Genomic DNA, 18,962 nt, shown 5'->3' on the forward strand with positions numbered 1-18,962 from the left:
TAAATATACAGTCTAAGGTGACTAAATTATGGATGTATCTCTCTTACTGGACGGCCTCAACGATAAACAGCGTGATGCTGTTGCGGCACCACAATCGAGTATGCTGATTTTAGCGGGTGCTGGCAGTGGTAAAACCAGAGTATTGGTACATCGCTTAGCTTGGTTAATGCAGGTGGAGGAGTGCTCGCCTTATTCTTTATTAGCGGTGACATTTACCAATAAAGCCGCAGCAGAAATGCGTGGCCGTGTTGATAAGTTATTAGAAGGCCGCCAGCAAGGCATGTGGATTGGTACTTTTCATGGTATCGCGCATCGTCTATTACGCGCCCACCATTTAGATGCCGGTTTACCAGCTGAATTCCAAATTATTGACAGTGATGATCAACTGCGATTATTGAAGCGTTTGATCAAAGCCATGAATCTTGATGAGAAGCAGTGGCCGGCAAAACAAGCGATGTGGTATATCGGCGGTAAGAAAGATGAAGGTTTGCGTCCTGAACATTTACAAGCGTATGATCCGATTGAGCGTACCTGGATCAAGATTTATCAAGCTTATCAAGAATCTTGTGATCGTGCTGGCTTAGTCGATTTTGGTGAGTTGTTATTACGATCGCACGAACTTTGGTTACACAAACCACATATTTTAGCCCATTACCAAGATCGTTTTTCTAATATCTTAGTGGACGAATTCCAAGATACCAATAATATCCAATATGCGTGGTTACGCATGTTGACAGGCGATCGCGGTAATTTGATGATCGTGGGTGATGATGATCAGTCTATTTATGGCTGGCGTGGTGCGCAGGTCGCAAATATTCAACGGTTCTTAACCGACTTTACGGGTTCTAAAACCATTAAGCTTGAACAAAACTACCGTTCGAGCAGTAATATTTTGAATGCTGCCAATGCACTCATTGTTAATAACAGTGAGCGTATGGGTAAAGAGTTATGGACTGAAGATAACGAAGGCGAACCGATCTCATTGTATGCAGCATTTAATGAAGTCGATGAAGCGCGCTTTGTCGTCAGCCGAATTAAAGAGTGGCAAGATCAAGGTGGATCACTCAGTGACTGCGCGATCTTATACCGCAGTAATGCTCAGTCTCGTGTGCTCGAGGATGCATTACTGCAAGAGCAACTCGCTTACCGTATCTATGGCGGGTTACGCTTCTTTGATCGTCTTGAAATTAAAGATGCGATGGCGTATATGCGTTTGAAGAATAACCGTGATGATGACGCTGCATTTGAGCGTATTGTTAATAAGCCAACGCGTGGTATTGGTGATCGTGCCTTATCACTATTACGTGATGCTAGCCGTGAGCAAGGCTCAACATTATGGCAAGCTGCGATCTATTTACTTGATAACAATTTGATCGCTGGCCGTGCGGCGAGTTCGATCCGTAAGTTTGTTGAGCTGATTTCGCAGTTGGATAACGATGTTGCCGAACTTGCCCTGCATGAACAAATTGATCATGTGGTTTTATACTCAGGGCTGAAATCCATGTATCAGCTTGAAAAAGGTGAAAAAGCGCAGTCACGTATTGAAAACTTAGAGGAGCTGGTTTCTGCTGCCCGTGGTTTTCAGATCCCCGATGATAGTGAAGAAATGACTGAGTTATCTGCCTTTTTAGCTTTTGCAGTATTAGAGTCTGCAGAGGGGCAAGCTGATGAGTTTGAAGATGCTGTGCAGTTGATGACGTTACACTCGGCTAAAGGTTTAGAATTCCCAGTGGTATTCATGGTTGGTGTCGAAGAAGGTATGTTCCCAAGTCAGCAATCGACAGAAGAAGCAGGGCGTATGGAAGAAGAGCGCCGTCTTTGTTATGTGGGTATTACCCGCGCGATGAAGAAGCTATATATCAGTTATGCGGAGTCGCGTCGCTTATACGGTAAAGAGATGAATCACCGTCCGTCTCGTTTCATTCGAGAAGTACCCGAAAAGTATATTGAAGAGATTCGTTTAAAAACTCAAATTCGCCAACCAACTCAGTTTGGGCGCTTTAGTGCGGGTTCTGAAAAAATGTCATTTGAGTCAACTGGCTATCAGTTAGGTCAACGTGTACTACATGCTAAATTTGGTGAAGGTATTGTGATGAACTATGAAGGCAGTGGTCCGCAATGTCGTATTCAAATTGAGTTTGATCAACTAGGGAGTAAATGGTTGGTAGTATCTTACGCTAGATTGCAGGCTCTATAGTCACATTCAACTTTTTATAGTATAGTTGCGCGATTTTTTAGGATAGTATCACTGCATACTGAACGCTAACTTGGATGTTAGCGCTACCCATGCGGTTACAGGGAGTTATTTTGATATTACGATTTATCGTCGCGCTAATGTGCTTATTCAGTTCATTTGCTTATTCTGCTGTTTTTAAATCTGAACATACGGCGTTATTAAAGCAATGGCTATCTGGCATGCATAGATCGACCAATGATGTGATTCAAGGACGTGAAGTTAACATCGATCTAAATATCTCTCCTATTTGGCAAGACCGTGTTGACGGTGAATGGCTATATATGGAGAGTCGTATTACTCACTCTTCAAATAAACCATTTCGTCAGCGTATTATACAATTAGTCGCCACACCAAATGGCTTGATCCGTTTATACAGTTATTCAATTCCACGTGCCTCTGACTTCGCAGGCGCTTATTATACGCCACAATTGTTAACGAGTTTGACTCAATCTCAACTCAGTATTAGTAATAACTGTGAATTACTGATTGAGTTGAAGGTAACAAATACCTTTGTTGGTGAAACGGCTCCTGATTCTTGTATTACTCATCGAACGAGCACATCATTAATGACGACATTTTTTGCTGTCTCAGAAGTGAATATTTCATTTTTAGATGGCAGTTATGATGAGCTGGGAAAATTAGTACCGGGTCTACTTGATATACCCATTACTTTTTTAAAGATTGAAGATTATGACGTGAGTAAATACGCAAAATAAGCACCTAAGGGTGCTTATTTTATATGTATCGCGAAATGCACTAAGATTTTAATCGCGCACGTTGATGACGGTTATTTTTAAAACCATCGATGCTAAACACGACTAATCCAATCCAAATAAACACAAACGTCAGCAGTGTTTCGGTATTAACGACTTCATCATAGAGCGTGACACCAAGAATAAAGATTAATGTTGGACCTATGTATTGGAAAAAACCTAGCGTTGATAAAGGTAAGCGTACCGCTGCATGATTAAAGCAGAGTAGTGGTATTGTGGTGATAAAGGCGGCACTGAGTAACAGTAAATTCAGGTGCATACTGTTGGCACTTAAATCCGATGTTGCAGAGTCCGCGAAGATAAATAAATAAGTGGCCGCGATAGGTAGCATAATAATGGTTTCAATTAACAGACCAACTAACGCATTGAGGCGTAATTTTTTACGCAGTAATCCATAGAAACCAAAAGTACAACTTAAGACCAAGGCAACCCAAGGCAGATATCCTAGCGTGATAACTTGAATTAAGATCCCTATTACCGCAAGTAAAATAGCAACCCACTGTAATTTACGTAATTTTTCCGACAAAAATACCATGCCAAGAAAAACGTTAATAATCGGGTTAATAAAGTAACCTAAACTGGCATCGAGTAAATGATCATTATTTACCGCCCAAATGTAGGTTAACCAGTTAACACTGATTAATAATGATGTGCAGATCAGTAATAACACATTTTTAGGGACGGATAATACCGACTTTACCATTGGCCATAATTTAAAGAGGCTCAGTAACACCGCAATTAAAATACAAGACCATACCGCGCGATGGGCTAATATTTCATACGCGGGTACTTGGTTTAACTGCTTAAAGTAGAGGGGAGCCATGCCCCACATTACGTAAGCAAGGATTGCGAATATCACTCCTTGCTTAGTCTCATTGTTGGTTGTCATTACTTATACCAGTGGTTTTTATAGGTGTAGATAGATTGGTTAGCATAACAATGATGGATAAACAGGGGTAGTGATATTAATAATCTTTATTGTTGGTTATCCGACTAAATAAGTACCGGTACCAAAAGCAATGTGGATCCCTTCTTGATTGTGTAGTTCCATACGTGTAACTGCGACTTTATTACCTGAGCGAATTACGTGTGCTGTGGCGGTAAATTCATCTCCCCAACCAGGACGTAAATAGTCGACTCGCAAGTCTATCGTACCGAGTGATTTTAGATTTTTATGAAAGTTAGCGGTACTTTTTGTTTCCATGTAGGGAATAGCAGCAGCTGCCACTAGCATACCGCCAGCGACATCAAGCAAACTGGCCGTTACACCGCCATGGAGTATTTTCCGGATAGGATTACCAATCAATTTATCATCCATGTTGATGCGTAATTCTATACTGTCAGTGGTGTAGTTGGTGATACGCATGCCGAGTAGATCGTTAAATGGCATTTGGTTCATAAACATATCACTGATGAAATCCAACATTTGCTGTTCAGTGAGTTCTTGATCAATTACATCTTGCTCTGTCATTGTTTGCATGCGTCCTGCTTAAACTGTATGTGCTATTAAATAGAGGGTTTTAATAATCGAGTTACGTTAAGGTAACTCACTTTCATCGGAAATACACCTTAAATTAATTATTCAGCAGATATTATTTTATGAAGGGCTGGGTTCTGGTATCAATATTATGCCTTGGTAACCGGTTAATGTGATTTTATTTATTCGTTTACTTAGGCTGCCATCAGCTTTAAGACGTCGGTAATATCCGGGTAAGTCTAGGGTTACCTTTGCTTGCTCACTGAAATGTTTATTGCTGCCATGACGGTCGGTATAATAAAGTATTAAGCCATGTTGATAGCGTCGAGCGATGACAGCTGCTGCTGGTGGCTGGGGTTGCTGCCTGGGTAATATGCTGTTGGCTTGACGATAAAGATAAAACCAATGGCTTGGGGTGATTGCTAGCGCTTGATTATTCACTATGAGTTTCGTATCGACGCTGGTCGCCATCATATTATTCCCTTTATCGAAATAGCCGACAGGAGGGTAATTATCGAGAGCTGAAATCGGTTGACCAATGTTATAGCGTAACATTGCAGTGGGTTGGTAAGCGATATTGCTTGGAATGCCAGGTTGGTAATAATTATCGGCATGGGTATTTTTACTCGAGTAATAAAAACTATTATTCCATTGCTGATAAAAATCCAGTAGGGGGTTATTTAGTAAGTAGAAAATAGCTAGATTGGTGCTTTGATCATACTGCCAGTTTGCTTGACTATGGCCTTGCCAACGTACTTTACCGCCTTTACGCATATGTGCCATTAGCACGCTACGCTTACCCTGTGCACTTAATAAGAAGTGCTCCCAGCGTTGTAGTAACCCGTGTCGTTGTGATAATCCGAGACTGGGATGAATGTAATCTTCACGTACAAAAAAATTAAACCCTGCGATTAGTGGTTGTAAGTCGGGTTGGCTAAATAGGTTTAAGTCAGAGATATTGGCACCAATCCAAGCTTGTGGGTCTGTTTGTTGTAAGTGTTGATTAAAGGCACTGAGACTCTGCCAATAAAATTTACCAGCTTGTCGCACTGGGAGTTGTAACTCGAGAATATTCCCTCCTGTAGACGTGGGAAATTGAGTGCTGTTCGGGACTCGGTAAAGTGAGTCATTATAAGCACCTCGATGGCCTTGTTGTTGCCACTGTTGATAAAGATAGTCTGTTAGTAAAGTACGACTGAGTGCAGAGAATAAATTAACGTAGCACAGCGCTGATTTTTCATTCCACATTCTTCCCAACGGTATTAAACGCGCCTGATAAGGTAAGCGAGCACTGGCATTATTATTTAAACGTTGCAGGTATTCACTATCATCAATATAGCCATCTTTATTACTATCGTTAATGGGATCCCAGCCGGGGATGGTGACATAGTACTTTTTTGATTTTTTGGTAAATTGATACCAACTTGGTAAGCTGAGTTTAGTTAACGTTAACCCCGTAACTGGATTATTAATCTCAATTTTCAATACATAAAAACGGGCGTGTTTGACTTTTAATTGGGCACTTAATTGCGAACTGAGTTGTGGCGAAATACTGACTCTGGGCCAACGTTGAGGTGGCTGCCAGCGGCTGTTTAATGTTGATCTCAGAGGTTGAGTTATCAATGGCTGCCAAGCATATTCAAGTGTTTTTTTTGTTATATCTCGTGTTGCATAGGAGATTGTTATGTTGCTACTTTTGAGTTGTTGACCATTAAACTTGATATCTAAACCCATTAATTTTTCTGACGAGAATAAATATAAGGTTTGGTTTTTTTTTAGCGTTAACGGTTGTTGTATTGGCATGTTGAGACGCTTGATGCGGCCTTGTTGCATCAGCGTTGAAGGTTGTTGAATGGCAACAAACTCGGGTGTGCCGTAAAGTGGCGTATGCGCACCATGAGTGTTGTTAGGTATTTCAAATTGGGTGTCATGTTGAAAGTGTAGAAACAGTGATTCATAGTCTTGCTGCTTTAGGGCTATCCAATGCCGCAATTGCTGTTCTTTTTGACCCATCTTCCAATCTAATTTCTGGCTATACATATAACCCAGCTCGGTAATATTGTTGGTATTATATTGTCCATAATGTCCCCCAATACTGATGTCGGCATGGGTATCTTCCCATTGTGATACTGCGGTGGCAGAGTTAAATTGTTGCTGTAGCTGAGGTGCTGTTGCAGCTTGCTGCTGACCAGTGATGACCCAAGCGGTACCTGCAGAAGGGTAAACCTGACTGACTGCGACAGAGGTTAGTGAGATGAACATGAGTAAACTAGCGCTGCCGCCAATAAGATACCTATACATAAATCATGTGTCTCACACCATTCACGTATTTTGAATGTCGTGATGGGTTAAGCGGGCAGTGACTGACTAAGTCACTGAGTAGACGTTCATGTTGTGCTTGGCACTTTAATTCTAAAAGAACATAGTCACCCATTTTACGTGAGCGAGTGGTATTCGGTTTACTCCAATAGCGCTGATCGTATACTTCCATATTACTATCAAGTGTCGCTCGTATTCGCCCACAAAAGCTGATTAGATATTGGCGCTTATAACGGCCTAGTAATATTGGGTACGTTTGGCTGTCCCATTCTGACAGAGCTTGCAGAGATAGCTGAGATTGGCAGTGCTTAATGTGTTCTGACCAACTGATATTGGGATCATCAAAGTTGAGCTGTAAAGGATAAATGACTTTATAGCCTTTACCGCTACGGCGTTGCTTAAACTCAAGCTTTGCTTTGCCTGCGTTAGTAATATCGTGATACCAACGAATACGCATCTTGTTGCGATTGCTAATACCGGTGAGATTCTCGGCAAAGCAAGCCATTTGGTAGCTGTCAAAATAAACACTATTTACATGTTGCTCTGGGTGATGTTGGCGAAACCCCATGGATGATAGTCTCAACCAAGATAACATGTACTCTAAGCGGTTAAGCGGGATCGGTATTTTAATTTCAAAGCGATAGTCTTGAGTCATTTGGGTTTATCCGAGCGCATGGAGCTAGTATAAAGTTTTTTTACATTTAACTTTTTAGCTGTTTGTTGTTGGCCATCTAACGATAAATAGTTATTTTTCTGGAGCATGCTGATGTTACTGCAGTTATCACAGTTAAAGTTCGACGCTTGTAAACGAGCGCCACCAAAGAATGGTTTTTTCATATAAGACATGAAGAGATAATGCTTTATATCGACAGCATTAATATCGGCAGCGATAACTTGTGAGCCATCTTTCGCGACAATACCAAATGCCGCGTTACTCACTTGGATATTCACGGCATCAACACTGCTGTGCTCGCCTGCTGAAATGGCTTTATCACGGATCTGATTAAATTTGCTATTACGTACGATGATGTTTGAACCACTAATATCGATGGCATCGCCACCAGATCTCACCCCGACCGTGTTGAATTGACTGTCACTGATTGTGCCTTTACAAAAATCACAATCAAAGCCATCTGAATAAGCATTTTCGATGATTAACTTCGTCAAATTAAATTTACTATTAATCATGTTTAGAGCATCTTCAGAACGGTTATTTCGCAAGGTGATATTACTGGCATTCAGGTTGACATCGTACATGTATAGCGCCCCTCTTGGTTGCCAATTACCTTGTTTTGGGCTGGCACTGGCTACCATATCCAAATGTTGGATTGTTGATTTACTGCCTGAGCCAAATACCGCAATACCTTGCCAGGTTTTTTTACTACTTGCGGTGAGCGTGACCGGATATTGAGTACTGCCATCAATATCAAGTTGCCCGAAAATAAGCATGCCTGCATTTTTGCTGAAACGTAAATTGGTATTTTCCGGTATATATACTCGGGTATCTTCTGGGGTGATGAGGTAATCATTAATTTGCCAATTGCCGGGTTTGAAATACCAACCATCTTGTTGCACTTGAATAAAGTCATATTTAGCAAGTACATCAGACTCTTGCAGCATAGGCAGAGGCCGAGGTAAAAAGCTCGTGGCAGATGCATTTAATTCAAAGCGATATGTTTGGAGTTTTTTGTTATTTTGGCGACTGAGTAATTTAATATTATACGCTTGATCATTATCGATGATTAAGCTGCTGTCAGATTGGTTGCTGGTTAAGGTAAAAGGTAATTCAGGTGCATCAATTAAACTGATTTCACTGCCCCATTTATCACTGACCACTATGTCAATAATAGAGACAGCTGCTTGATTATTATTACGTAATTGCAGTTGTTTTTCATTGTTGCTATAGCGGAACTGACTCGCCAGATCCCAAGGTAATTCCGCACTGAATGTATCGACATGGCGATGCCAGTCTGTTGGCATGGTGGGGAGTGATTGACAACCGTTTGCTAAACATCGTGCGTGGGCCGTTAAACTATCGAAATTATAGCTTTGCAGTAATGGTGAACCATGCTGCATTTTTTTAATGACTTGCTGCTGTAAAATGTTTAATTGTTCAGGTAATTTTTTGTTGTTAACAAGGGTGATAAGGTGATTGAGCGCTTTATCGTATTGGTCTTTTACTTTGTCATCGTCAAGCATGGCTTGGATCAGTGGGAATTGGGCACTGACGGGCTGTAATAAAATTTTATCCGGTACCGGAGATAATGCTTCATCACTTTGGATTGGTTCAAGTTTGGCGGTATGTGGGTTGTAATAAAAACGTAAGTTGTTCCAACTAAAAGCATGCCACGCTGACCACAGATCGACGGTTGCTATGTATTGGCCAAGTTTACGGCTGTCAAAAACATCGGATGCTTTGCGGCGTTGATTAAGAAAGTCACTAAGTAAGGTTAAAGCGATCTTACGCTGTTTATTTAAACTCGGGTCACTGATCGCGTCACGTTGTTGAAATACTTTGGGACGAAATATTTTGTGTAATTGGCTATTGTCTTCATTTTGTGTGGCTTGCTCTAATTTTAGGATGAGTCCCTCGGTACGGTTATTATTGGCGAGCAACTCTTTGGCGAATACTTCTTCTAATAACATTAATCCCCAAGGTGTGCCGTTAACCGTCAGGTTTACTGGGGTATGCTGAGGTGAAATAATATCAAATCCGGCCACTTCTAAGGTTTTTGTGAATAATAACGGTGCGTGATTACCGCGTACATTTGGGCTGAGCAAAGCAAATCGTTTTACTTTTAATAGACTGCTTTTACCTTTTAATTCGACACGTAATGACCATCGCTGTGGCGCTGCGACATGATCTAATAAATCACCTTGGAGACGTACTTTGGCGCTATATTTGTTTTTTAAGTAACTGACACTGGCTTTGACTTCAGAGCGTTGGGTGGGGATCTGACCTTCCTTTAATGCTTGTTTTCGATCGGCGACCAAGCGCATCCAATCTTGGTATTTAATATCAAGCTGTAAGTTAGGGATATTATTATCGGCGTTGAGGTATTTTAGCGGTGCATTAAGCAGGGCGTTTAATAGTTGTTTATTTTTGGTATTGCTGTCAGTACTGTGTGCAACAAAACCATGCTGGATAAGCCAGTTTTTAACCGTTTTCGGTGATGGGGTGACGAGCAACAATATTAATAACAACCCACCTATCGTGTACCAACGATCGCGTTTTGCAAACCGTGATCTGTTTTCAGATAGGAGCATGGCTACACCCCTGCGATGTTATGTTGTTCGAGTAAAGATAACGCAACTCCTGGATATCGATGCTCTAATGCTTCAAATAAATTATCTAAATGTTCACTGTTGGCAAAAGAGATAAAAAAGGTGGCTTCAACAAGCCGTTGCTCATGATCATAGCGGCGTAAATCACTGCGGGTGGTATGGGTGGTGAAGATTTCTTGCAGTTCACTGATACTCACTCCGCTTTCACCTTCATGCTGGTGGCGTAATGATAAGAAAATGCCTTTTTCGCCATGATGGTCTGTTTTGGAATGTCTAATAAAGCTCACCAGTATTAAGGTGGTAATACACGCTGTGATTGCGGCTGTGGTTTGGCCTGCTCCCAGAGCGACAGCAATACCAATATTTAAAAATAAATATAGCAGTTCTTCAGGTTCTTTGATCGGGGTACGGAAACGTACAATTGATAACGCGCCCACTAGGCCTAGTGCTAGTGCGAGAGATGCTTTGACGATAGAGATAATCAAGATAACTGTCAGCATAAGTAAGGGAAATAAACGAGAGAAGTCTTGACGGTTACAAAATGAAGAGGCGAAATAGCGGAAGTGCGCACCTATAACCCAAGATAAAGCAAAACCTATCACTAAGTTCATCAGTAATGGTGCAAGCATGACACTTGCGAAAGGGAAGAACATGTCCTGAACTTCGTTTGGCAAAAACGCGGCGATAGCAGGGTTAATTTGTTCCACAGTAGACTCTCCTTGTATGTGGGTACGCGTAAATATATAACTATTTTTTATACTGTTACGATCCAGTGTAGGCAATATTCTGTATATTGATGACTACAGTTGAATAATTCACACTAATTTTGTTTTAGTAGCATTTGTTTAGTACATGCATATCCTGCTAAAATTGCCGATTAGGTTATTTACAAAACAACCCAAATTGAATTAAACCGAGAACGAACTATCATGACAGCATCTGTTTCAACTCTTCCCTCTGCTCAGCAAGTACTTGAGAGCGTCTTTGGGTATCAACAATTCCGTATGGGTCAGGAAGACGTGATCGCACATGCTGTCGCAGGACTCGATAGTTTAGTTATTATGCCTACGGGTGGCGGTAAATCATTATGTTATCAAGTCCCCGCATTAGTGCGTGGTGGATTAACGATAGTGTTAAGCCCGTTAATTTCGTTAATGAAAGATCAGGTTGATGCATTACGAGCCAGCGGTGTTTCTGCTGCGTATATGAATTCAACGTTGGCGCGACAAGAGTCTGCGCAAATTTTTAATGATTTAAATAATAACCGTCTACAAGTATTGTATTTATCGCCTGAACGTTTGATGGTTGGCGATTTTTTACAGTATTTACAGCAGTTACCGATCAGTTTATTTGCCATTGATGAAGCCCATTGTATTTCGTCTTGGGGTCATGATTTTAGACCTGAATACAATGAGCTAGGCAAATTGAAACAGCTGTTTCCAAATGTGCCTTTGATGGCATTAACGGCCACGGCAGACGATGCAACACGCTTAGATATACTGAATCAATTGCAAATGAACGATCCGAAAGTGAGTATGTCGAGTTTTGATCGACCTAATATTCGCTATTCGCTGGTGGAAAAATTTAAAGCATTAGATCAGTTAAAACGTTATGTAAAACAACAAGACGGTGTCAGTGGTATTGTTTATTGCACAAGTCGTAAACGTGTTGAAGAGGTGGCGGAAGGGTTAACTCGGGCAGGGTTTGATGCCAAGCCTTATCATGCCGGTTTGTCCCAACAAGAGCGCCAAGATACACAAGAAACCTTTATTCGTGATGAATTGGATATTGTGGTGGCGACAGTCGCATTTGGGATGGGGATCAATAAGCCCAACGTGCGGTTTGTTGTGCACTACGACTTACCAAAAAATATTGAATCATATTATCAAGAGACAGGCCGAGCTGGGCGTGATGGTTTACCCGCAGAAGCGTTATTAATGTTTGATCCCGCCGATATTATGCGGGTACGTTATATGGTTGAACAAACTGAAAACGAACAGCAGCAACGTGTTGAAATGCATAAACTTAATACTATGGTGGCATTTGCCGAAGCGCAAACGTGTCGTCGTCAGGTACTACTGAATTATTTTGGTGAGTTTAATGATAGAGCCTGTGGTAACTGCGATATTTGTTTAGATCCGCCGAAACGTTATGATGGCGCTAAAGATGCACAAATGGCATTGTCGTGTGTTTATCGTGTTGGTCAGGCATTTGGTATGGGGTATGTTGTTGATGTATTAAGAGGTTCGCAAAATCAACGGGTGAAAGAGCGTGGGCACGATAAGTTATCGACATTTGGTATTGGTAAAGATAAATCACAAGAGCATTGGTTGAGTGTGTTACGCCAATTAGTGCATAGCGGATTATTATTACAAAATATTACCCGTAGTTCGGTATTACAGTTAACAGAAGCCGCGCGCCCAGTATTACGTGGTGAGCAAGAACTCGAATTAGCTGAACCTCGATTACAACCGATTACGAATGTTGATAAAGCACCAAAACGCAGTAGTCGTATTGCTAACTTTAATTATGACCGTAAGCTGTTTGCTGCACTGCGTAAGTTACGTAAAGATATTGCCGACAGTGAAAATATCCCACCTTATGTTGTATTTAATGATGCTTCATTAGCTGAAATGGCAGAAATAAAACCACAAAATGAAGCTGAAATGTTGGACATTAACGGTGTTGGTCACGTTAAATTAGAACGTTTTGGACGTCAATTTTTAACTAAAATAGCGTCTTACGATTAACATTACAGATTGATCGTATTTAAGGATAAAACAATGAATTGGACACTGGCAGCACAACAAGCAACAGATAATATTTTGATGTTAGAACATGACGCTGTGAGCTTTGAGAACTTTACTACGCTTGCACCTAAATTAGTTACGTTATTAGATGCGCGAGTATGTGATAAAAATTGGGGGGCAGATCGCCACGCTTGGATGCTGGAATATAAAGATATTAATTTGTTGTTTGAATTTGAAGATTACACATGCAGTGCATGGCTTGCTGTTACCCGTGAAGAAGACCAGGGTATTTTTGCTGAAATAGCAAAAAAGTTAGCGTAGGCACCGAATTATAATATCAATTAAAAATACTCTTCTTCGTTGAACCATAATTCTGCTTGTAATATGGTTGAGAAACTTTCGACAGAAATGGGATTGATCGCTTCAATGGTTGTTGCAATCGAGTGCAGCCATTTGGGTTCAGAAACCAAGGCTATTTTATGCCAATATTGCCAGTATTTTATTCCCATCATGGCATCATCAATTAAGGCATGAAATTCAAAACCTGAAAAGTCATTTGCAAATATTATGCAGACGTTTATCTGACTGTGCTGTTTAAGAATATCGGTTATGACGGGTTCTAATACATTTTCATAATCACTGTGAGTGATGGTTTGAGACAGATTTATAAACAGATTAGCTTCAGAAAGATTGATGATAGTGATCATGGACATCTCCGAGTAATTGAATGTCCTTAGTTAATGGAAGGCAGTAACTTGGGGCGCACAGCGGCTAACATTCATGACGATGCACTAATTATAGTCGCTATTTGCTAATAGTAATTAACCCGTCGTTATTACCTTATCGACTCTTCACAATAAACATACTGATAAGTACACTGACAATAATAAAGGTGAGGGCGATGACACTAAATGAGGCAATGCCGACCGTGTCAGAAAAAAGATCGCTTAAAAGTTTAGTCCAAATTTCCATCGTGTACGTCCTCTCATTTATGCAGTATCAGTTAATAATAATACTTGTATGGGTAAGTAATAATTACTTATTTATGAGTAATACTACCGTTTCCTATGTTTGATAAACTGATCCAGATCAGTGAATCGTTTTGTTATGGTTATGTTATTTTTAAAGTGTGATGACGGCATATGATGACTCGTTTTTTGCATTCTTATCAGGCTTGGAGATAATGTGTATTCGACTAAGTGCGACATAATTTACATTGGTTTCCTCAGTCACACTCAAATGAATGTCTTAGCGTATTCCTGATAATTTATACATTACCTTTGATATGTTTCACACCTGATTAGGTGTGTTTTGTGCCGTCAATTTCCTATAAAAATAGAGTGAAAAATAAACCTTAATTTAATGAGTTTTAGGTCTATTGTTGTGGCTGAATTGATGGGGGAGAGAAACCTTGATGTAGCCATGCTGAGGTTCTTTCGATGAATTAATTTATAGTTCGTTACCTGTAGTGGCTCTGGTCTTTTAGCATGTGCCTAAATCAGCTCTAAAGCTACAATATCAATACCTTATAGCTACATTTAAACTACATTGCAACCACGATAAAAACACTGTTTAACTACAACTTCACTACAATTGCGTTGCACTGCACGCTATGTATATTTAATAGCTAATAATTGATGCATTGTTGAGCTTATTGTTTTATAAAGAGTATTTTAACAATGATGTTTAATATCCTATGAATGATAATAGAAAGGTGTTACTCGAAAGTGGTACTAATGAACTTGAGTTGGCAGAGTTCCAGTTGATCAAGGTTAATTCTGATGGTACTGAAAAAATTAATACTTATGGTATTAATGTCGCTAAAGTCCGAGAGGTCATTCGATTTCCTGATATAACGGATTACCCAAAAAGTATTGAGCACATTGTTGGCGTTTTTAAGTCTCGAGATCAAGTTACCCCTCTTATTAATTTATCTAAGTGGCTGGGAATATCAGAGAGAGAGCCAAAAAAGGAACAATTCGTTATTGTTACCGACTTTAATGGGATCACGAATGGATTTCTGATTGATCATATAACTAGAATTCATCGAGTTTCTTGGAGCAATTTAGAGACAGTAACAAACCTAGCCTCTTCAGACCATGATAATTGTGTGGTTGCCTCTGTAACTATTGAAGACCATCTCGTATTTATATTGGATTTTGAAAAGATCATTAGTGACATAAACCCAACGGTAGATATGGGGCTATATGATTTGAAATTGGATAGTAAGGTCAATTTGTCTGAAGGAACTAAGGCTAAAAGATTTAAGCATACAATCTTACTCGTCGATGATTCTTCTTTTATTTTGGATCAGTTAAGGGCTGTTATATTAGAATCTGGTTACAGTTTGATTACAGCTGTGAATGGCGAAGATGCATGGGGTAAATATAAAGAAAACTTTGATGATATTAGCCTTATTGTAACTGACGTAGAAATGCCCAAAATGGACGGCTTGCATTTATGTAAAAAAGTAACCTCAGAACCTAACGCTGTCCCTGTCGTTATATTTTCCTCAACGATGTCAGATGAAAATAAAATAAAGGCAATGGGTGTTGGAGCAACTGAAACATTAACTAAGCCTGAGATTAATAAATTAATTATTACATTAGACGAATTATTAAATGTGGATTAAATTCGTAATTTTTTAAAACGAATCGTTGCTAACTTCACTTGGTAACAGCCCTGAAAATCTAAAACATCGTTTAATTAAGCCACTATATTCATACTAAACTTAAGGAATTCAAGTGAACAAACTAATGAAATTACCTACTAAATGGTTAATGTCTATGGCTTTTTTAGCTACGCTTATATCATTTTTTGCTATTTTCTTATCTGTTAATTTCTCAAATGTGGAGATTAAAAAAAATAATGATTTAGTAAAAAAAACATATGTTATAAAAAGCCTTGTTCAAGATTCCTTAGAGCAAATAGTTAGTATCGAAACGGGTTTTAGGGGATTTATGCTAACCAAAGAAGAATATTCATTGGTACCCTATAAGCTAGGTATCAAATCCATTGGCCATGATTTCGAAAGACTATCAGACTATTTCTCTAATAATCCAACACAAGAACAAACGACTAGACTAAATAAAGTGATGGCTATTTATTCAGACTGGAAAGAAAATGTGATTGATGAAGGGCTAAGAATCCGTAAATCTAGAAGCCAAGATGAGGCTCTTGAATTTATAAGCAAAGCTAATGGGGGGAAGTATGTTGGTGAAATGAGATTATTATTTGAAGAGATATCTTCGGGGGAAGATAAATTCCTTGTTATACGAGATGAGCTGTTAGATAAAGCGCTAGATAGCTTGATAACTATTACACTTCTTTTGACTGTTGTCGGTTGTTTTGTTTCGGCTGTTTTATTTATGTTGATTAATAGCTCTGTTAATAAAAATATTGAAGAAATATCATCAGGGATATCTCTTTTATCTAGAGGGGTACTAAGGTCTTTACCTATTGCACCTTCTAAAAACGAGTTTTTCAACATTAAGAAAGAGTTCAACCAATCGGTAGAGAAATTATCGGATCTTATTAAAGAATTAACGATGTCTTCTAACTGTACAAGTACGGCTTCTGAAGAGTTAACCTTTGTCATGCAAAATACAGCTAAAAATACTCAAGATGAATTACTGCAGGTGGAAGAGATTTCAACCGCAATTAGTGAACTTTCAAGTACCTCAAAAGAGGTTTCTTCAAATGCCATTCATGCCGAAAGTGAGGCTACGAAGGCTATGGCGCATGTACAAAAAGGTCATAAAGCCTTAGCTAAGTCCATATCACTGACTCAAAGCATTAATATTTCGGTTCAAGACACCGCTCATATGATTGAAGAGTTAAAAAATAATGCGATGAATATTGGTGAAGTTACTAATGTGATAAGTGCTATCTCAGAGCAGACTAACTTATTAGCGTTGAATGCAGCGATTGAAGCCGCTCGAGCCGGAGAGCAAGGGCGTGGTTTTGCTGTTGTGGCGGATGAAGTCCGAAATTTAGCTGCAAAAACGCAAGAGTCGACGAAAAATATTCAAGAAATAATTTCTAATCTGCAAATACAATCAGAAAAAGCGAACGAAAATATGATGGTCAATGTGACTTCAATTCAAGAGTCCGTGTCATTATCTGAAGATGTGAAAGTGTCATTTGATGATATCGTAAATTCAGTTCAAGCTATTTCAGACATTAATACGCTAGTCGCGACAGCTTCAGAAGAGCAATATAATGTGACAGAAGAGATTGCTAGAAATACAACCAGAACGTTTGATTTGGTGAATGAAAATGTCTCTGCGGTAAGTCAAACACAGGCAGCTGCGCAAGAGTTAGCGATGTTGGCTGAAAAACAAAATAAAGAGTTGTCCTTCTTTGACGTGAATTAAGTGTAACTATTTCGTCTATCTGGCCACCTAATTGGAGGCTTTTGATTTGGAAATTTAACATATATTGACCTTTTAGTATGTGGCAACATTCGCTAATCCACTACAATCTCACTCAATATAAATTAAACTTAGCTCTGTAGACAAAGAAAAGTGTTCTTCACATGGGGCTAAAATATAGTTAAGGTAAGCTCATGATAAGTGGAATACAGACGAGTGATGAATTTAAAAGACACACTCGATCAACATCTCGTTTTGGTCGTCGAAAAGGATTATTGGTGGAGATAGATAAGCGTATTGATAAAGCTCATGTCTTACCAGCCGAAGAAGTATTAATGTGCCTTCACGATATAGAAGCAGTTTGTAATGCTTGGATAGATGTTCATCCATTAACAACAGTACTACAAGAAAAAGGTAAAAAGCTTTCTAATCGCCGTAAAGGAATAGAAGCACTTATTGAACAGATTAAAAAGAAAAGGCAAGCGCTTTATAAAATATCAGATAGTGACTTAAAGAAAAAAAAAGATGTAACAGATTTATATGAGAGAAGCTCTAAAGAGTTATCGGTTACTTCTGATAATAAAGACCCTCGAACTTTGAAAAAAAGGGCTGCGTTCCACCAAGAACTTTTGGAGCAAACGATAGAAAAAGCAAAAGCACTTGGTCATCTTAAAAATGATTTTAATACAGAGCAGTTGGGCTTTATTAGTGCTAAATCTTGTTTAAAAGTCGATTATGTGGTCGACAAAAGTAAGCAGCAAGCCTGCTATGTTGAAGCAATTCGTATACTGTCAGCTATGCTAGGAAAAAACCGTGCATTAGCACTGCTCTTCGAATCAACGGGTATTGAAGTTGTTGTTGTTCCGGCAGATAGACCCATGACTGATTTACCTGAATTTTTGTCACTTAAAGGTGTACCTATTTGTCAGTCCAGTAGCACTATAAGCCGCACTTGGGATCAGACACGAGGTACTGGTGGTTTGAGTATTGGTTCAAAAATGTATGTAGCCATTACAGAAGAGAATCTATTAGGGACTAATGTTGATGCTAAAGTAAAAGCGATTGGTGGCGGGTGCTATGCCAGTCACTATTCAACCAGTTCTCATGAGTTTGCTCATAGTCTTCATCTTAGTGATGCAACGACACCTGCGCAAAAACAAGTGATAACGCGTTGCTTTAACAATAAGAAAAAAATTATAATTGATGCTGCAAATACGCGTATTAATATCGATGATCCTATTTTTACTGCGTCGCAACACGCACTGGATGCTTATTTCAATAAAGAATGGACTGATGGACAAAGAAAGCATTTAGTTCGCTTAGCAGCGCCTAAGCAATACTGGGTGTTTAATATGAAAAATTACGCATATGAAACTAAGTCAGATGGTACTTATTTAATGTACGAAAGTTATCATGAGCTTCAAGATTGTTATGCGGCTGTTGATGAACTTGAATACTTTGCACAATGTACTAATGCGTATTTGGGCGCCAATAGTGGGAAAGATCCTTATACAAGTAGACCTCGAAATAATGGCGAGGCTTGGATTAGAAAAAATGAAGACCCTGAAATGGTAAGGCTACTTGATGAACTATATTCTTCTGGCATCTCAAATGCTTTCGGAAAGTCATTAATAGATGGTGCGAATCATGATGATGGCGTCGATGTAATTACAATTTCTGATTATATTAAGCGACCGCAAGGCCTGTAAATAATTCTGTGTAATTACAGTTTTAGAGATGATCTTTTAA

15 protein-coding genes are annotated in these 18,962 nt (G+C 39.4%); 7 read left to right on the top strand and 8 right to left on the bottom strand.

Annotated features, from left to right (window positions below):
• The first annotated feature begins 28 nt into the window (after positions 1-28).
• Positions 29-2,197, top strand: coding sequence for a DNA helicase II (gene uvrD / locus BT797_RS14030; protein WP_045108561.1), 2,169 nt, complete (start codon positions 29-31; stop codon positions 2,195-2,197).
• 110 nt (positions 2,198-2,307) lie between these two features.
• Positions 2,308-2,952 (top strand): chromophore lyase CpcT/CpeT, encoded by a 645-nt coding sequence (locus BT797_RS14035; protein ID WP_244534197.1) that lies wholly within the window; start codon positions 2,308-2,310, stop codon positions 2,950-2,952.
• A gap of 40 nt (positions 2,953-2,992) precedes the next feature.
• Here the strand turns inward: BT797_RS14035 and rarD are convergent, their stop codons facing one another.
• The 6 genes from rarD to BT797_RS14065 form a co-directional block, all read right to left on the bottom strand.
• Entirely contained in the window at positions 2,993-3,898 is a 906-nt protein-coding gene (gene rarD / locus BT797_RS14040; protein WP_075472477.1) for an EamA family transporter RarD, read from the bottom strand.
• 96 nt (positions 3,899-3,994) lie between these two features.
• Entirely contained in the window at positions 3,995-4,489 is a 495-nt protein-coding gene (locus BT797_RS14045; RefSeq protein ID WP_045108564.1) for a thioesterase family protein, read from the bottom strand.
• 117 nt (positions 4,490-4,606) lie between these two features.
• Positions 4,607-6,787, bottom strand: a complete 2,181-nt coding sequence (locus BT797_RS14050; protein ID WP_075472479.1) for a hypothetical protein — start codon at positions 6,785-6,787, stop codon at positions 4,607-4,609.
• Positions 6,780-7,460, bottom strand: coding sequence for a polyphosphate polymerase domain-containing protein (locus BT797_RS14055; protein ID WP_045108566.1), 681 nt, complete (start codon positions 7,458-7,460; stop codon positions 6,780-6,782). Before BT797_RS14055 ends, BT797_RS14050 begins: the two co-directional genes overlap by 8 nt.
• On the bottom strand, positions 7,457-10,072 hold the full coding sequence (locus BT797_RS14060; protein ID WP_045108567.1) for a CotH kinase family protein: 2,616 nt from the start codon (positions 10,070-10,072) through the stop codon (positions 7,457-7,459). The genes BT797_RS14055 and BT797_RS14060 overlap by 4 nt, the downstream gene beginning before the upstream one ends.
• Positions 10,073-10,074: 2 nt before the next feature.
• Positions 10,075-10,797: a DUF4956 domain-containing protein gene (locus BT797_RS14065; protein ID WP_045108568.1), complete on the bottom strand. Its 723-nt coding sequence runs from the start codon at positions 10,795-10,797 to the stop codon at positions 10,075-10,077.
• Positions 10,798-11,019: 222 nt separating this feature from the next.
• Between BT797_RS14065 and recQ the strand changes: the two genes are divergently transcribed.
• Together recQ and BT797_RS14075 are read left to right on the top strand one after the other, a co-directional pair.
• Positions 11,020-12,840: a DNA helicase RecQ gene (gene recQ / locus BT797_RS14070; protein WP_045108569.1), complete on the top strand. Its 1,821-nt coding sequence runs from the start codon at positions 11,020-11,022 to the stop codon at positions 12,838-12,840.
• Between the two features lie 33 nt (positions 12,841-12,873).
• Positions 12,874-13,161: a DUF3630 family protein gene (locus tag BT797_RS14075; protein ID WP_075472481.1), complete on the top strand. Its 288-nt coding sequence runs from the start codon at positions 12,874-12,876 to the stop codon at positions 13,159-13,161.
• A 20-nt stretch (positions 13,162-13,181) separates the two neighbouring features.
• Here BT797_RS14075 and BT797_RS14080 read toward each other — a convergent pair whose 3' ends face one another.
• Both BT797_RS14080 and BT797_RS14085 read right to left on the bottom strand, forming a co-directional pair.
• Entirely contained in the window at positions 13,182-13,547 is a 366-nt protein-coding gene (locus BT797_RS14080; protein ID WP_075472483.1) for a SpoIIAA family protein, read from the bottom strand.
• 133 nt (positions 13,548-13,680) lie between these two features.
• Positions 13,681-13,812, bottom strand: a complete 132-nt coding sequence (locus BT797_RS14085) for a DUF3149 domain-containing protein (RefSeq protein ID WP_075472485.1) — start codon at positions 13,810-13,812, stop codon at positions 13,681-13,683.
• 724 nt (positions 13,813-14,536) lie between these two features.
• Between BT797_RS14085 and BT797_RS14090 the strand changes: the two genes are divergently transcribed.
• The 3 genes from BT797_RS14090 (at position 14,537) to BT797_RS14100 (ending at position 18,922) form a co-directional block, all read left to right on the top strand.
• Complete coding sequence (locus BT797_RS14090; protein ID WP_045108572.1) at positions 14,537-15,472, top strand: chemotaxis protein; 936 nt, start codon at positions 14,537-14,539, stop codon at positions 15,470-15,472.
• A gap of 112 nt (positions 15,473-15,584) precedes the next feature.
• Positions 15,585-17,216 carry a methyl-accepting chemotaxis protein gene (locus tag BT797_RS14095; RefSeq protein WP_045108573.1) on the top strand — a complete coding sequence of 544 codons (1,632 nt, stop codon included), beginning with the start codon at positions 15,585-15,587 and terminating at the stop codon, positions 17,214-17,216.
• A 191-nt stretch (positions 17,217-17,407) separates the two neighbouring features.
• Entirely contained in the window at positions 17,408-18,922 is a 1,515-nt protein-coding gene (locus tag BT797_RS14100) for a peptidoglycan-binding protein (RefSeq protein ID WP_075472487.1), read from the top strand.
• Positions 18,923-18,962 lie beyond the last annotated feature (40 nt).

Source organism: Moritella viscosa (assembly GCF_900120065.1).
GTDB classification, from domain to species: Bacteria; Pseudomonadota; Gammaproteobacteria; order Enterobacterales; family Moritellaceae; genus Moritella; species Moritella viscosa.

Bases quoted from the DNA above. Each gene is read 5' to 3' on its own strand.
- uvrD (WP_045108561.1), top strand. From the start codon at position 29: ATGGATGTATCTCTCTTACTGGACGGCCTCAACGATAAACAGCGTGAT.
- rarD (WP_075472477.1), bottom strand. From the start codon at position 3,898: ATGACAACCAACAATGAGACTAAGCAAGGAGTGATATTCGCAATCCTT.
- BT797_RS14045 (WP_045108564.1), bottom strand. From the start codon at position 4,489: ATGCAAACAATGACAGAGCAAGATGTAATTGATCAAGAACTCACTGAA.
- BT797_RS14050 (WP_075472479.1), bottom strand. From the start codon at position 6,787: ATGTATAGGTATCTTATTGGCGGCAGCGCTAGTTTACTCATGTTCATC.
- BT797_RS14055 (WP_045108566.1), bottom strand. From the start codon at position 7,460: ATGACTCAAGACTATCGCTTTGAAATTAAAATACCGATCCCGCTTAAC.
- BT797_RS14060 (WP_045108567.1), bottom strand. From the start codon at position 10,072: ATGCTCCTATCTGAAAACAGATCACGGTTTGCAAAACGCGATCGTTGG.
- recQ (WP_045108569.1), top strand. From the start codon at position 11,020: ATGACAGCATCTGTTTCAACTCTTCCCTCTGCTCAGCAAGTACTTGAG.
- BT797_RS14075 (WP_075472481.1), top strand. From the start codon at position 12,874: ATGAATTGGACACTGGCAGCACAACAAGCAACAGATAATATTTTGATG.
- BT797_RS14080 (WP_075472483.1), bottom strand. From the start codon at position 13,547: ATGATCACTATCATCAATCTTTCTGAAGCTAATCTGTTTATAAATCTG.
- BT797_RS14085 (WP_075472485.1), bottom strand. From the start codon at position 13,812: ATGGAAATTTGGACTAAACTTTTAAGCGATCTTTTTTCTGACACGGTC.
- BT797_RS14090 (WP_045108572.1), top strand. From the start codon at position 14,537: ATGAATGATAATAGAAAGGTGTTACTCGAAAGTGGTACTAATGAACTT.
- BT797_RS14100 (WP_075472487.1), top strand. From the start codon at position 17,408: ATGATAAGTGGAATACAGACGAGTGATGAATTTAAAAGACACACTCGA.